The 13,171-nt window shown below is 73.4% G+C and carries 14 protein-coding genes; 3 read left to right on the top strand and 11 right to left on the bottom strand.

Features of this window, described 5'->3' with window-relative positions; genetic code table 11:
• Positions 1 to 8: 8 nt before the first annotated feature.
• The 4 genes from ACWCSU_RS45965 to ACWCSU_RS45950 form a co-directional block, all read right to left on the bottom strand.
• Positions 9 to 836 (bottom strand): sugar nucleotide-binding protein, encoded by an 828-nt coding sequence (locus ACWCSU_RS45965; RefSeq protein ID WP_357707872.1) that lies wholly within the window; start codon positions 834 to 836, stop codon positions 9 to 11.
• A complete protein-coding gene (locus ACWCSU_RS45960; protein WP_449942662.1) occupies positions 833 to 3,220 on the bottom strand; it encodes an ATP-binding cassette domain-containing protein in 2,388 nt (795 codons plus the stop codon). Before ACWCSU_RS45960 ends, ACWCSU_RS45965 begins: the two co-directional genes overlap by 4 nt.
• A gap of 150 nt (positions 3,221 to 3,370) precedes the next feature.
• Positions 3,371 to 4,198: an alpha/beta fold hydrolase gene (locus ACWCSU_RS45955; protein ID WP_357707869.1), complete on the bottom strand. Its 828-nt coding sequence runs from the start codon at positions 4,196 to 4,198 to the stop codon at positions 3,371 to 3,373.
• A 90-nt stretch (positions 4,199 to 4,288) separates the two neighbouring features.
• Positions 4,289 to 4,906, bottom strand: a complete 618-nt coding sequence (locus ACWCSU_RS45950) for a TetR/AcrR family transcriptional regulator (protein ID WP_449942661.1) — start codon at positions 4,904 to 4,906, stop codon at positions 4,289 to 4,291.
• A 47-nt stretch (positions 4,907 to 4,953) separates the two neighbouring features.
• Here ACWCSU_RS45950 and ACWCSU_RS45945 point away from each other — a divergent pair, with 47 nt between their 5' ends.
• Positions 4,954 to 6,444, top strand: a complete 1,491-nt coding sequence (locus ACWCSU_RS45945) for an FAD-dependent oxidoreductase (RefSeq protein ID WP_449942660.1) — start codon at positions 4,954 to 4,956, stop codon at positions 6,442 to 6,444.
• 19 nt (positions 6,445 to 6,463) lie between these two features.
• Here the strand turns inward: ACWCSU_RS45945 and ACWCSU_RS45940 are convergent, their stop codons facing one another.
• Positions 6,464 to 6,592 carry a hypothetical protein gene (locus ACWCSU_RS45940; RefSeq protein WP_357707865.1) on the bottom strand — a complete coding sequence of 43 codons (129 nt, stop codon included), beginning with the start codon at positions 6,590 to 6,592 and terminating at the stop codon, positions 6,464 to 6,466.
• A 29-nt stretch (positions 6,593 to 6,621) separates the two neighbouring features.
• Positions 6,622 to 7,365, bottom strand: coding sequence for an SDR family oxidoreductase (locus tag ACWCSU_RS45935; protein ID WP_357707863.1), 744 nt, complete (start codon positions 7,363 to 7,365; stop codon positions 6,622 to 6,624).
• Positions 7,366 to 7,527: 162 nt separating this feature from the next.
• Between ACWCSU_RS45935 and ACWCSU_RS45930 the strand changes: the two genes are divergently transcribed.
• Positions 7,528 to 7,881 carry a hypothetical protein gene (locus ACWCSU_RS45930; protein ID WP_449942659.1) on the top strand — a complete coding sequence of 118 codons (354 nt, stop codon included), beginning with the start codon at positions 7,528 to 7,530 and terminating at the stop codon, positions 7,879 to 7,881.
• Positions 7,882 to 7,994: 113 nt separating this feature from the next.
• On the opposite strand, the gene ACWCSU_RS45925 is transcribed toward ACWCSU_RS45930, so the two are convergent.
• Positions 7,995 to 8,582: a TetR/AcrR family transcriptional regulator gene (locus tag ACWCSU_RS45925; protein ID WP_357707859.1), complete on the bottom strand. Its 588-nt coding sequence runs from the start codon at positions 8,580 to 8,582 to the stop codon at positions 7,995 to 7,997.
• 58 nt (positions 8,583 to 8,640) lie between these two features.
• Between ACWCSU_RS45925 and ACWCSU_RS45920 the strand changes: the two genes are divergently transcribed.
• Positions 8,641 to 8,919 carry an antibiotic biosynthesis monooxygenase family protein gene (locus ACWCSU_RS45920; protein WP_357707858.1) on the top strand — a complete coding sequence of 93 codons (279 nt, stop codon included), beginning with the start codon at positions 8,641 to 8,643 and terminating at the stop codon, positions 8,917 to 8,919.
• A 2-nt stretch (positions 8,920 to 8,921) separates the two neighbouring features.
• Here the strand turns inward: ACWCSU_RS45920 and ACWCSU_RS45915 are convergent, their stop codons facing one another.
• The 4 genes from ACWCSU_RS45915 to ACWCSU_RS45900 form a co-directional block, all read right to left on the bottom strand.
• A complete protein-coding gene (locus ACWCSU_RS45915) occupies positions 8,922 to 9,593 on the bottom strand; it encodes a response regulator transcription factor (protein WP_357707856.1) in 672 nt (223 codons plus the stop codon).
• Positions 9,590 to 10,897 carry a sensor histidine kinase gene (locus tag ACWCSU_RS45910; RefSeq protein ID WP_449942658.1) on the bottom strand — a complete coding sequence of 436 codons (1,308 nt, stop codon included), beginning with the start codon at positions 10,895 to 10,897 and terminating at the stop codon, positions 9,590 to 9,592. The genes ACWCSU_RS45915 and ACWCSU_RS45910 overlap by 4 nt, the downstream gene beginning before the upstream one ends.
• Positions 10,894 to 11,073: a hypothetical protein gene (locus ACWCSU_RS45905; RefSeq protein ID WP_449942657.1), complete on the bottom strand. Its 180-nt coding sequence runs from the start codon at positions 11,071 to 11,073 to the stop codon at positions 10,894 to 10,896. Before ACWCSU_RS45905 ends, ACWCSU_RS45910 begins: the two co-directional genes overlap by 4 nt.
• A gap of 114 nt (positions 11,074 to 11,187) precedes the next feature.
• Complete coding sequence (locus ACWCSU_RS45900) at positions 11,188 to 12,972, bottom strand: ABC-F family ATP-binding cassette domain-containing protein (protein ID WP_449942656.1); 1,785 nt, start codon at positions 12,970 to 12,972, stop codon at positions 11,188 to 11,190.
• Positions 12,973 to 13,171 lie beyond the last annotated feature (199 nt).

Genomic DNA, 13,171 nt, shown 5'->3' with positions numbered 1-13,171 from the left:
GGGCGAGGTCAGGGGCGGGCCGCGTCGAGGAACCGTCGCGCGCCGCGCAGCTCGGTCCGCAGCGCCCGCCGGGTGGCGGCGCAGTCGAGGCGCACGTCCAGCGGGCCGGGCACACCCGACCCGGCGCGCAGGCCCGCCGGGATCCGGTCCGGGTCGAGGCCGTCGCGGCGGGCGACGAGCAGGCCCAGTTCGTACCGGCTCAGCGCGTCGGCCCCGGCGACGTGGTGGACGCCGGACCGGCCGGAGGCGGCCAGTTCCAGGAGGGCCGCCGCGAGGTCGGCGACGTGCACCGGGCATCGCACGTCGTCGGTGAACAGCGCGCCCTTCGTCCGGCCGGTGGCCAGGGCGTGCACCAGCGCCTCGTGCGGCGAGCCGGCGCCGACGATCAGCGACGTCCTGGCGATCACCGCGTCCGGCGCGACCGCGGCCACGGCCGTCTCGGCGGCCGCCTTGGCCGCGCCGTACGGGCTGATCGGGTCGGGGAGGCACGTCTCGTCGTAGCGGGTCGCGGCGCCGGAGAAGACGGCGTCGCTGGAGACGTGGACCAGGTGACCGCCCGCCGCGGCGGCGGCCAGGGCGACGTTCGCCGCCCCGGTGGCCATGGTCGCCCAGTCGTGCTGCCGGGAGGTGGCGTTGACGACCGCGTCCGGCCGGACCTCGGCGACCAGCGCCTCGACGTCGGCGCGCCGGCGCACGTCGAGCGGCGACCACGCGACGCCGGACGCCTCCCCGGGACGGCTGTGGCAGGTCGCGGCCACCTCGTGCCCGGCCGCCACGCCCTGCCGGACGAGTTCGCCGCCCAGGAAGCCGCTGCCGCCGACGACGAGCAGCCTCACGGGTTCGTGGCCCCGACGTAGGCCGCCAGGTGCTCGCCGGTCAGCGTGGAACGGGCGGCGACGAGGTCGGCGGGGGTGCCCTCGAAGACGACCCGGCCGCCGTCGTGGCCGGCTCCGGGGCCGAGGTCGATGATCCAGTCGGCGTGCGCCATGACCGCCTGGTGGTGCTCGATGACGATCACCGACTTGCCGCCGTCGACGAGCCGGTCGAGCAGGCCGAGAAGCTGCTCGACGTCGGCGAGGTGCAGGCCGGTGGTGGGCTCGTCGAGCACGTAGACGCTGCCGCTCTTGTCGGCCATCTGGGTGGCCAGCTTGAGCCGCTGCCGCTCGCCGCCGGACAGCGTGGTCAGCGGCTGGCCGAGGCTCAGGTAGCCGAGCCCGACGTCGGCGAGCCGGCCGAGGATGGCGTGCGCGGCCGGGGTGCGCGCCTCGCCCGCGCCGAAGAAGTCCTCGGCCTCGGTCACCGGCATCGCCAGCACCTCGCTGATGTCCCGGCCGCCGAAGCGGTACTCCAGCACCTCGGCCTGGAAGCGCCTGCCCTCGCACTCGTCGCACACGGTGGCGACGCCGGCCATCACGCCCAGGTCGGTGTAGATGACGCCGGCGCCGTTGCAGTTGGGGCAGGCACCCTCGGAGTTGGCGCTGAACAGGGCCGGCTTGACGCCGTTGGCCTTGGCGAACGCCTTGCGGATCGGGTCGAGCAGGCCGGTGTAGGTGGCCGGGTTGCTGCGCCGCGAGCCGCGGATCGGGCTCTGGTCGATCGACACCACGCCCGCGCCCGCCGGGACGGACCCGTGCACGAGCGAGCTCTTGCCGGAACCGGCCACGCCGGTGACGACGACCAGCACCCCGAGCGGGATGTCGACGTCGACGTCGCGCAGGTTGTGCTTGTCCGCGCCGCGGATCTCCAGCGCCCCGGTGGGCTTGCGCACCTCCTCCTTCAGGCGGGCGCGGTCGTCGAGGTGGCGGCCGGTGACCGTGCCGCTGGCCCGCAGCCCCTCGACGGTGCCCTCGAAGCAGACGGTGCCGCCCTCGGTGCCGGCGCCGGGGCCGAGGTCGACGACGTGGTCGGCGACGGCGATGGCCTCCGGCTTGTGCTCGACGACGAGCACGGTGTTGCCCTTGTCGCGCAGCCTGGCCAGCAGGCCGTTCATCCGCTGGATGTCGTGGGGGTGCAGGCCGATGGTGGGCTCGTCGAAGACGTACGTGGTGTCGGTGAGGGAGGAGCCGAGGTGCCGGATCATCTTGACGCGCTGGGCCTCGCCGCCCGACAGCGTGCCGGCCGGCCGGTCGAGGGACAGGTAGCCGAGCCCGATCTCGACGAAGGAGTCGAGCGTACGGCCCAGGGTGGCCAGCAGCGGCGCCACGGACGGCCGGTCGAGGCCGCGGATCCACGCGGCCAGGTCGGTGATCTGCATCCGGCAGGCGTCGGCGATGCTGACGCCGTCGATCTTCGAGGACCGGGCCTCGGCGCTGAGCCGGGTGCCGTCGCACTCGGGGCAGGTGGTGAAGGTGACCGCCCGTTCGACGAAGGCGCGGATGTGCGGCTGCATGCCCTCCTTGTCCTTGGACAGGAACGTCTTCTGGATCTTCGGGATGAGCCCTTCGTAGGTGAGGTTGACGCCCTCGACCTTGACCTTGGTCGGTTCCCGGTAGAGGAAGTCCTGCATCTCCCGCTTGGTGAAGTCGCGGATCGGCTTGTCGGGGTCGAGCAGCCCCGACTCGGCGTAGACGCGCACGGTCCAGAAGCTGTCGGACTTCCAGCCCGGGATGGTGAAGGCGCCGCCGGCCAGCGACTTGGAGTCGTCGTAGAGCTGGGTGAGGTCGATGTCGGAGACCGTGCCGCGGCCTTCGCAGCGGGGGCACATGCCGCCCAGGCGGGTGAAGCTCTGCCGGACCGTCTTGCTGGAGCCGCGCTCGACGGTGATCGCGCCGGTCGCGCGGACCGAGGGCACGTTGAAGGAGTAGGCGTTGGGCGAGCCGATGTGCGGCTGCCCGAGCCGGCTGAACAGGATGCGCAGCATCGCGTTGGCGTCGGTGGCGGTGCCGACGGTGGAGCGGGGGTCGGCGCCCATGCGCTGCTGGTCGACGATGATCGCGGTGGTCAGCCCTTCGAGCACGTCGACCTCGGGCCGGGCCAGCGTCGGCATGAAGCCCTGGACGAACGTGCTGTAGGTCTCGTTGATCAGCCGCTGCGACTCGGCGGCGATCGTGGCGAACACCAGGGAGCTCTTGCCCGAGCCGGACACGCCGGTGAACACCGTGAGCCGGCGCTTGGGGATCTCGACGCTGATGTCCTTGAGGTTGTTCTCGCGCGCGCCGTGGACCCGGATCAGATCGTGGCTGTCGGCGACCTGCCGCTCGGGCGGCGTGTGCGTGCTCATCGTTTCTCCATCTCTCGCGCGGGCCCCCCGCCTGCGTCGCCTGGGCGGATCCGACCAGCTACGAGGGTATGACCTCACGGTAGCGGGGGTTCGGGGGCGGGTGCTTCTCCGTTCCTGACCGGTGCGCCCGCCCTCCCGCGGAGACGGCGTTCAGCGGCCGGTGCCGGCGATGAAGTCGAGCACGTCCTGGTTGAGCCGGTCGGCGTGGGTGATGAAGATGCCGTGCCCGGCCCCCGCGTACTCGTGGTAGACGTTGCCCGGCACCAGTTTCGCCAGCCGCCGCCCGCACAGCCAGACGGGGGCCGAGGCGTCGGCGTCGCCGTGGATGATCAGGGTCGGCACGCGGACGGCGGCGCTCTCCTCGCGCAGGTCGGTGCAGACGCCGGTCCTGACGACCTCGTGGGCGGCCCTGGCCGAGCAGTCGAGGCAGCGCTGCACGGTCCACTCGACGAGCTCGGAGGAGATCTTGTTGCCCAGGTGCGTGGCGAAGAACGCCTGGGCGTTCTGGGCCAGCCACCTCGGGCGGTCCTTGGCGCGGTCGGCCGCGACGGCGTCGAAGCGGGCCTGCTCGACGCCGTCGGGGTTGTCGGGCGTCCTGACGGCCAGCGGCGCGGTGGGCGAGATCAGCACGATCCGGCTCACCCGGTCGTCCCCGTGGCGGGACAGGTAGCGGATCACCTCGCCGCAGCCCATCGAGTGCGCCACCAGCGTCACGCCGCGCAGGTCGAGGTGGTCCAGCAACGCCGCCAGGTCGTCGGCGAGGTTGTCGTAGTCGTATCCGTGGCCGGGCCAGTCGGAGCGGCCGTGGCCGCGCTTGTCGAAGGCGACGCAGCGCAGGCCGCTCTCCGACATCGGCATCATCTGGAACTCCCATGAGCTGCTGCTGAGCCAGGCCCCGGCCACGAACACGACAGGCTCGCCCTGCCCCCAGTCGGTGTAGAACAGGCTGGTCCCGTCGTGGCTGTCGAAGTACGGCATGTGATCCTCCCGCAAAGTCCTCGCGCTTACGGAAGAACTCTCGCGCGGGGCAGGTCATGCCGTCGATTACGTGTCAGGTAATGCCGCCGCCTACGTACCGGCCAGCCCCCGTTCCAGCACCTCGAACGCCAGGTCCACGGCGGCGACGTGGTCGGCGAGCACGCCGGCGGCCCTCTCCCCGGCCAGCTGGCGGGCCGCGGCGGTCAGGTAGGCCGAGCGGAACGCGCCGACGAGCATGGCCGCGGTCAACCGGCCGGGCAGCCCCTCGCCGGACTCGTCGATCAGGGCCGCGAGCACGGCCTCCAGCTCGTCGGCGATCTCCCTGGCGCGGGCCCGCAACGCCGCGGAGCCGATCACCACCCGGAAGAAGTGCACGAACCGGTCGTCGATCCCGCCGAGCGGGTGGCCCTCGCGCGCGTGCCGGACGAGCATGTCCCGCAGCGCGGACAGCACCGGCTCGCCCGGCCGGCGGCCCCGGACGGTCTCGGTGACCAGGTCGACCAGCTCGGGGATGCGGTCGAAGAAGATGTCCTCCTTGCGGGGGAAGTAGTTGAACACCGTCACCTTGGAGACGTCCGCCGCCTCAGCGATCTCGCCGATGGTCACCTCGTCGAAGCCGCGTTCGTAGAAGAGCATCGAGCCGTGGTCGGAGATGCGCTTGCGGGTCTCGACCTTCTTGCGTTCGCGGAGCGATGGGGTCTCTTTCACAAAAAAAGTGTATCGCACTCAAAATTTAGTCGGGTATAGTTTTCGCCATGGACTACGACGTGATCATTTCCGGTGGCGGTCCCGTGGGGCTGATGCTCGCCTGTGAGCTGCGGTTGCACGACGTCCGCGTGGCGGTGCTGGAGCGGCTGACCGACATCGACCAGACGGTCAAGGCGGGCTCGGTCAACACGCCCACGGCGGAGGCGTTCTACCGGCGCGGGCTGTTCCCCGTGCTGGAGGAGGCGCAGGCCGAGACCATGAAGGCGATCCAGGCGTTCATGGCGCAGCGGGGCGGGGCGGCGGCGGCCGAGCAGCCCAAGGTGTCCTCCTTCGCCGGGCACTTCGCCGGGCTGTGGCTGCTCAGTGAGCTGGTGGACGAGAGCGACCCCGACTTCGCCGACCGCGGGCCGGCCACCCGCCTCACCGGCATCCGGCAGCAGGACATCGAGCGGGTGCTCGGCGAACGGGCCGCCGAGCTCGGCGTGGACGTGCTGCGCGGCGTGGAGCTGACCGGCTTCGAGGCCGCCGCCGACGGCGTCGTCGTGCGGGCGGGCGAGCGGGAGTTCCACTGCGGGTGGCTGGTCGGCTGCGACGGCGGCCGCAGCACGGTGCGCCGCCTGGCCGGCTTCGACTTCCCCGGCACGCCCCCGCTGATCACCGGCCACCAGGCCGTCGTGACGATGGAGGGCGGCGAAGGGCTGGCCGTCGGCTGGAACCACACCGACACCGGCACCTACGCCAACGGGCCGACCCCCGGCCGCATCCTCACCGTCGAGTTCGACGGACCGCCCGAGGACCGCACCACGCCGGTCACCGCCGAGGAGCTCCAGGCCAGCCTGCGGGCCGTCTCCGGCGTGGACGTCACCGTCACCGGAGTCAGGACGGCCACCCGCTTCACCGACAACGCCCGCCAGGCCACCACCTACCGGCTCGGCCGGGTCCTGCTGGCCGGCGACGCGGCGCACGTCCACTCGCCCTTCGGCGGTCAGGGGCTCAACCTGGGCATCGGCGACGCCGTCAACCTCGGATGGAAGCTCGCCGCCGTGGTCCGGGGCCGCTCGCCCGAGGCGCTGCTCGACACCTACACCGCCGAACGCCACCCCATCGGCGCGTGGGTGCTCGACTGGACCCGCGCCCAGGTGCAGCTCATGCGGCCCGAGGCCGGTCCCCGGGCGCTGCGGGCCGTCGTGTCCGACCTGATCGGCACGACCGAGGGCACCACGTACTTCGTCAAGCGGCTCTCGGGCGTCTGGCAGCGCTACGAGCTGCCCGGCGACCATCCGCTGGTCGGCCGGAGCGTCCCCGACCTGGAGCTGGCCGACGGCAGCCGGGTCGGCGACCATCTCCACGACGGGCGGGGGCTGCTGCTGGACCTCGGGGCCGGCCTGGCGGCCGACCCGCGCGTGCCGCTGCTGGCGGCCAAGCCGGTGGACGTCCGCGACTTCGCCGGCCTGCTGGTCCGGCCCGACGGCGTCGTCGCCTGGGCGGGCGACGCACCGGACGCGGCGCTGGAGGAGGCCCTGGCCACCTGGTTCTAGACCGCGCTCCGGGCGGCGCTCAGCCCTGGACGCGGCGGGCGGCGCGCGGATCCGGCACGAACCCGAACGCCGGACGGACCTCCTGCAGCACGGTCAGCGCCGTCCGCCGGGCCGTCGAACGCGGCCTCCCCGGTACGTCGTGGGACATGCGGGCCCTCCTTCCCGGCCGCCGGCGGCCTACTGGGCGACGGCCCAGTCCTGGTACGTGGTCCGCCCCAGGACGGCGTCGTCGCCGGGCACCAGCGAGCGCTCGCTCAGCTCGCTGCCGAAGTAGCGGGCGTGCACGTCCCTGACCACCTCGCGCGGGTCACCGAGACCGGCCAGGGCGTTGCGGAAGAACTCGTCCATGCGGTACTGCTCGGGGCCGGCGATCTCGATCCGGCCGTTCAGCGGCGTCCCGGTCGCGACCCGGCCGACGGCCGCCGCGACGTCGTCGCCCGCGATCGGCCGGAACAGCACGGGCGCGATGTGCACCTCGCCGTCCACGGTGGACGCGTCGGCGATGGCGCGCACGAACTCGAAGAACTGCGTCGCGTGCACCAGCGAGTACGGGATCCCCGACTTCTCGATCAGCCGCTCCTGGGCGATCTTCGCGGCGAAGTAGCCGTTGTCGGGCATGCGCTCGGCGCCCACGACCGACAGCGCGACGTGGTGGCCGACGCCCGCCGCGGCCTCGGCCGCCATCAGGTTGCCCGTGGAGCTCTCGAAGAACTCCAGGGCCGCCGCGCGCTCGAACGACGGCGAGTTGGAGACGTCCACGACGACCGACGCGTCCTCCAGGACCTCGGCCAGCCCCTCCCCCGTGACGGCGTCGACGCCCGTCCTCGGGGACGCGGCGACCGCCTCGTGCCCCTCCCCGGCCAGCTTGTTCACGAGCTTCGACCCGATCAGACCGGTCCCGCCGATCACGACGATCTTCATGACGACCTCCCTTTCGCCCGGGGCACCCCCTCTGGTGACATGTCCAGTCCGCGGCCCGGCGGCACCGGCCATGACGCGTCCATTACCCGTCGATGTCCTGTCCTGTCCGGACGACCCGGGAGATGATCGGGACGAGAGATCCCGCCCTGGAAGGACCCCGCCTTGAGCGGCGCGTACGCGACCCGGAGCCGGCTCAGCCCGAGCGCCGTGGCCCGGCCCTCCGCGATCCACGGCACCGGCCTGTTCGCCGTCCGCCCGATCAGCCGGGACGAGCCCGTGATGCGGCTCGGCGGCCAGGTCATCGACGACGACGCCCTGGCCAGCCTGCCCCCTCCCTACAACAGCCTGACCGTCGGCGAGGGCGTCCACCTGCTGCTCGACCCCGATCACCCGGTGCGTTTCGGCAACCACTCCTGCGACCCCACCCTGTGGCACCTCGACGCGACCACGGTGGCCGCGCGCCGCGACGGGCGATGCCCTGCCGGTGCGGCACGTACCTGTGCCGCGAACGCGTGACCGGCGGCGACTGGCGGCTGCCCCGGCTGCGGGCCGCGTACTGCGACCATTGGACCCCGCCCCTGCTCGCCCGCATCGCGGCCGACCGCGCGGAAGATTAGCCCGCGCCGCGGTCAGTCGTGCGCCGGGGGCAGGAGTGCGGCGACCAGGGCGCGGAGGGCGGCCAGGGCCTCGGCGTGGTCGACGCGTTCCGGGGCGAGCAGCCACTGCTGGTGGATGCCGATGCCGGCGCCGACGAGCGCGACGGCCAGGGGCTCCGCCGGCAGGCCAGGCGGCAGCGGGAGGCGTTCGAGCCAGCGCCGGCAGTGGTCGCGCAGCGCCTCGTGGATCTCGACGTAGCGGTCGCGGACGGGCGAGCCGGGCTCCAGCGCCTCGACCAGCAGGGTGACGAAGAGCTTGGTGGTCGGAAGGGCGAACAGCGCGCCGACCCCCTGGTCGAACGGCTCGAACCCCGGATCGCCGGTCTCGGGGACGGCGGCCAGGCCGTCGCGCACCCTGGCCACCGAACGTTCGAGCACGGCCAGCAGCAGGCCCTCCTTGCCGCCGAAGTGCCACGGGATGGAGCCGCGGCTGATGCCCGAGCGCCGGGCCACGTCGTGGAACGTGGTCTGCCGGTAGCCCTTCTCGGCGAACAGCTCGGCCGCCGCGTTGAGGATCAGCTCGCGGCTCTCGTTGCTGGTCTGTTCCCGTCGCGTTGTCATGCCACCTCCTCTGTGCTAACAATCATATTCTATGTTGACCAACACAGAGGAGGATTCCATGAACGTCGCGATGATCGCCAAGCACTACCCGCAGGCCGCGTACCGGGAGGAGTTCGTCGGGCGGGTGCGCAAGGTGGCCGAGGCGTTCCGGGGCATGCCCGGCTGCCTGTCGGCCGAGTGCTGGCTGTCGGAGGACGCGGTGGTCTCCATCGTGCGCTGGGAGTCCGACGAGGCGTTCGCCGCGTCGCTGGCCGCGCTCGGGACCGCCGACGTCGACGTGGCCTTCGACGAGCGCGAGGCCCGGCCGCGCGAGATCGTCCGGCTGGTCGCCGCCTGAGGCTAGTAGCCCGAGGGGCGGACGAGCCCCGTCTCGTACGCGAAGACCGCCGCCTGCGTACGGTCACGCAGCCCGAGCTTGACCAGGATCCGGCTCACATGGGTCTTGACCGTCTGCTCGGCGACCACCAGGCGCTCGGCGATCTCGGCGTTCGACAGGCCCTGGGCGATCAGCGACAGCACCTCGGTCTCGCGCTCGGTCAGGTCGCCCACGCGCTCCTTCAGCGGCGCGCGCCGCGCGCCGCTGACCCGGGTGAACTCGGCGATCAGGCGCTTGGTGAGGTTCGGGGCCAGCAGCGCGTCGCCGGCCGCCACCACCCGCACCGCGTGGGCCAGCTCGGCCGCCGAGGCGTCCTTGAGCAGGAAGCCGGACGCCCCGGCGCGCAGCGCCTCGTAGACGTAGTCGTCGAGGTCGAACGTGGTCAGGACCAGCACCTTCGCCGACGCGTCCGGACGGGCGGCGATCCGGCGGGTGGCCTCGATGCCGCCGAGCTCGGGCATGCGCACGTCCATGAGGACGACGTCGGGGTCCAGCTCGGCGACCTGGGCGACGGCGTCGAGCCCGTTGACGGCCTGGCCCACGACCTCGATCCCGGGCTCGGCGTTGAGCAGCACGGTGAAGCCCTGACGGACCATGACCTGGTCGTCGGCGATGAGCACGCGGATGCTCGTCATGAGGTGGCCTGGATGCCTTTCTCCTGGTCGACCGGCAGGAACACGCTGACCTCGTAACCGCCCGCAGGCGTGGGCCCGGCGACCAGGTCGCCGCCCAGCATGGCGGCGCGCTCGCGCATGCCGAGCAGCCCGTGCCCGGCGCCGGGCGAGGGCCGCGCCGGCCTGCCGGGCGGACCGTTGACGACCCTGATCGCGAGCGAGCCCGGCCGGTACTCCAGCCGGACCGTCACCGCCGCGCCGGGCGCGTGCCGCATGGCGTTGCTGAGCGCCTCCTGCACGATCCGGTAGGCCGACAGCTCCACGCCCGGCGACAGCGGGCGCGCCCGCCCGGCGATCTCGGCGGTGAGCGTGACGCCGGCGCCGCGCACGTTCGCCAGCAGCTCGTCCAGCCGGTCGAGTGTGGGCTGCGGCGCGTCGCCCGGCTGGTCCTGCGCGCGCAGCACGCCCAGGACCCGGCGCAGCTCGGTCAGCGCCTCGACGGCGTTCTGGCGGATGCCCGCCAGGTTCTCCCTCAGCTCCTGCGGCGGGTCGTTCACCAGGTGCGGCGCGACCTGCGCCTGGATGGAGATCACCGACATGTGGTGGGCGACCACGTCGTGCAGCTCGCGGGCGATCCTGCTGCGCTCCTCCAGCAGCGTGCGGCGGGCCCGTTCCTCGGCGGTCAGCCCCTCCTGGGCCTCCAGCCGGGTACGGGTCGTCCTGAGCTGGCGCACCCCGGCCCCGACGGCGACCGCGACCGCGTCGGCCATCAGGGCCGTCACCCCCAGCCCGCCCCCGTTGGCCTCCGGCATGAGCGCCACGATCGCCACCCCGGTCAGCGCGGTGATCGCCAGCGCCTTGACGACGACGCGGGGGCGTACCCGCAGCGCCAGCAGGAACAGCACGCCGGCCTGCAGGGCGACGCCGGAGCCCGTCCACGGGAAGGCGAGCGGTCTGACCTGCGAGAAGGACGACCCCGCGTACGCCTCGGGATGCACCGTCCAGGGGAAGCTCAGGTCATTCGCCACGTAGACCATGCCCGACCGCGCCCCGGCGACCATGAGCACGATCGTCGCCCACCAGGCGGGCACCGGCCGCCACATCGCCAGCACCATGGCCGCCGCCATGGCCATGGCCAGCAGCGGGACGGTCGGGTCGATGCCCTCTCCGCCGGGGTACAGGCCCATGGCCGTCGCGTACAGGACGACGACGGCGTGCGGCAGCCGGGACAGGGCGCGCGGCCCGCCCATGCGGGGCAGGGGGTCAAGGGCCGTCGTCCACAGATCCGCGCGCAGGGTCGCGAGGGCCTTCCGCAGCCTGCTCATCCGCCCTCGCCCATGTTCCTTACGTCCCAGCTTGCACCCTTGGTCCAGCTTACGGGGGAGCCGGTCACGATCCGCGCGAGGTTGGCCGGCACCGCTCCCGACACGCACGCCGCCGGGCCCGCCACCAGCGCGGCGACGGACGTGGCGAGCAGAATGCGGCGGCCGCGGGTGCCCATGGGGATCCTTCCGGTGCGGGGGCGGTCCCCTCGACGCTACGGATCCCCCGGCTCGCGGGCCTCCCGCTGCGGAGCTCACTTCCCGCGTAGCTCTCGGGTACTACGGGATGTACCTCAGCCGTCCACGGGCAGGCGCAGGCGGCGGCCCCGCCAGCGGTCGCGCAACCAGCGGTCGTGGCTCGCCACCACGACCGCGCCCGGACCGTCCTCGGCCATGGCCGCCTCCAGCTCGTCGGCGAGGCCGGGTGACAGGTGGTTGGTGGGTTCGTCGAGCAGCAGGACGTCGGGCGGATCGGCGATCAGCAGCGCCAGCGCGAGGCGGCGGCGCTGGCCGACCGACAGCTCGCCCACGCGCAGGCCGTGGTCGCGCGGGCGGATCAGGCCCAGCGAGCGCAGCGGCACGGCCTCGGCCCGCTCCGGCCCCAGGGCTCGTTCGTACGTCTCCCGGACCGTGCGGGCGGGGTGCTCGAACGTCGTGTCCTGGGGCAGCAGGCCGACGGTCAGCCCCGGCCGCCGCCGTACCCGCCCGGCCGGTTCCAGGTCGCCGGCCAGGATCGCGAGGAGGGTGGACTTGCCCGCGCCGTTCGGGCCGGTCACCAGCAACCGGTCCCCCGGGCTCAGGTCGAGCCGGTCGAGCGAGAGCCGCCCCGCCACCTCGACGCCCCGCACCGACAGCAGCGGCTCGCCGCCACGGCCCTCCCCAGGAGCAACCGGCTCTTCCCGGGCGGCGACGTGGTCTTCCCGGGTGGCGACGCGCTTTTCCTGGGTGGCGAGGGGGGCTTCCCGGGTGGCGACGCGCTTTTCCTGGGTGGCGAGGGGGGCTTCCCGGAGAGCGGCGGGGTCCTTCTTCGGGGGGAGGAGGGGGGCGGTGAGGCGGAGTGGGGGTGGCGGGGCGGGGACCTGATCGCGTTCCAGCTCGGCGAGCCGGCGGGCGGCCTCGCGCACCCGCCGGGAGATCTGCTGCTGCACGCGTCCGGCGCGGTGGCCGTAGCCCATCTTCTCGTTGTCGCGGCGCAGCCCGTCCTGGGCCACCCGCCGCGCGGTCACGGCGACGGCGCGGCGCAGTTCGTCCAGTTCCTCCTGCTCGGCCGCGTGACGCCGCTCCCAGCGTTCGCGCTCGGCGCGTCTCCCCGTCAGGTACGCGCTGTAGCCGCCGCCGTACCGGACGGGGCCGTCCACGGCGGGGTCGAGGTCGAGCAGGTCCGTGCAGACGGCGTCGAGGAAGGCCCGGTCGTGGCTGGCCACGACCACCACGCCGGTCATGCCGCGCAGCTCCTCCTCCACGAAGACGGCGGCGTCGTCGTCGAGGTGGTTGGTGGGCTCGTCCAGCAGGAGCGCGGCGGGCCGCCTGATCAGCAGCGCCGCCAGCGCGAGCCGGCCGCGCTGCCCGCCGGACAACGACCCGAGCGCGCGCGGACGCGGCACGCCGCCCAGCCCCAGCCGGTCGAGGACGATCTCCGCACGCCGGTCGGCGTCCCAGGACTCGCGCTGCTGCGCCTGGTCGAGCCGGGCCCCGTACGCTTCGAGCAGCGCGGCGTCGTCCGGCGACCCGGCCAACTCGCGGGTGAGCCGGTCGAGCTCGGCCAGGTCCGTCCGCGCCTCCCGCAGGGCGTCGTCGAGCACGTCGGCGAGCGTGTCACCGGCCGCGAACGGCAGCTCCTGGTGCAGGAAGCCCAGGTCGGCGGGGCGTACGACGGTGCCGGAGTCGGGCTCGTCCGCACCGGCCAGCAGCCGCAGCAGGGTGGACTTGCCCGCGCCGTTCTCGCCGATGAGCCCGATCCGGCGGCCGGGGGCGGCGGTGAGCGACAGGCCGTCGAGCACGCGCCGCGTGCCGAGCGTCCGGACGAGATCGTGGGCCAGCAGCGCGTCACTGACCGGCGGGCAGGGGTGGGAGACCATGTGAACCTCGGAGGAGGACGCGGGCGCGCCGAAGCCGCCCGGTGAGAAGGACAGGGATTCGGGGACGACGAAACAGGGCCTCGCCGGCGGCGCTCACGCGCTCACGCCGGGGCCGATCAACCTCCGGTGTCACCCGGAGATGTCGTCGTCACCTGCCATGTCCGGTCTCCTGGTCGTGGATCACAAGCGTTTCCCGACG

It is taken from the genome of Nonomuraea sp. NPDC001699, from assembly GCF_053596455.1.
This window is presented reverse-complemented; position numbering and strand designations above follow the sequence as displayed.

Excerpts from the sequence above, each read along its gene's own strand:
- ACWCSU_RS45960 (WP_449942662.1), bottom strand. The coding sequence starts at position 3,220 with ATGAGCACGCACACGCCGCCCGAGCGGCAGGTCGCCGACAGCCACGAT.
- ACWCSU_RS45955 (WP_357707869.1), bottom strand. The coding sequence starts at position 4,198 with ATGCCGTACTTCGACAGCCACGACGGGACCAGCCTGTTCTACACCGAC.
- ACWCSU_RS45945 (WP_449942660.1), top strand. The coding sequence starts at position 4,954 with ATGGACTACGACGTGATCATTTCCGGTGGCGGTCCCGTGGGGCTGATG.
- ACWCSU_RS45940 (WP_357707865.1), bottom strand. The coding sequence starts at position 6,592 with ATGTCCCACGACGTACCGGGGAGGCCGCGTTCGACGGCCCGGCGGACG.
- ACWCSU_RS45935 (WP_357707863.1), bottom strand. The coding sequence starts at position 7,365 with ATGAAGATCGTCGTGATCGGCGGGACCGGTCTGATCGGGTCGAAGCTC.
- ACWCSU_RS45925 (WP_357707859.1), bottom strand. The coding sequence starts at position 8,582 with ATGACAACGCGACGGGAACAGACCAGCAACGAGAGCCGCGAGCTGATC.
- ACWCSU_RS45920 (WP_357707858.1), top strand. The coding sequence starts at position 8,641 with ATGAACGTCGCGATGATCGCCAAGCACTACCCGCAGGCCGCGTACCGG.
- ACWCSU_RS45915 (WP_357707856.1), bottom strand. The coding sequence starts at position 9,593 with ATGACGAGCATCCGCGTGCTCATCGCCGACGACCAGGTCATGGTCCGT.
- ACWCSU_RS45910 (WP_449942658.1), bottom strand. The coding sequence starts at position 10,897 with ATGAGCAGGCTGCGGAAGGCCCTCGCGACCCTGCGCGCGGATCTGTGG.
- ACWCSU_RS45905 (WP_449942657.1), bottom strand. The coding sequence starts at position 11,073 with ATGGGCACCCGCGGCCGCCGCATTCTGCTCGCCACGTCCGTCGCCGCG.
- ACWCSU_RS45900 (WP_449942656.1), bottom strand. The coding sequence starts at position 12,972 with ATGGTCTCCCACCCCTGCCCGCCGGTCAGTGACGCGCTGCTGGCCCAC.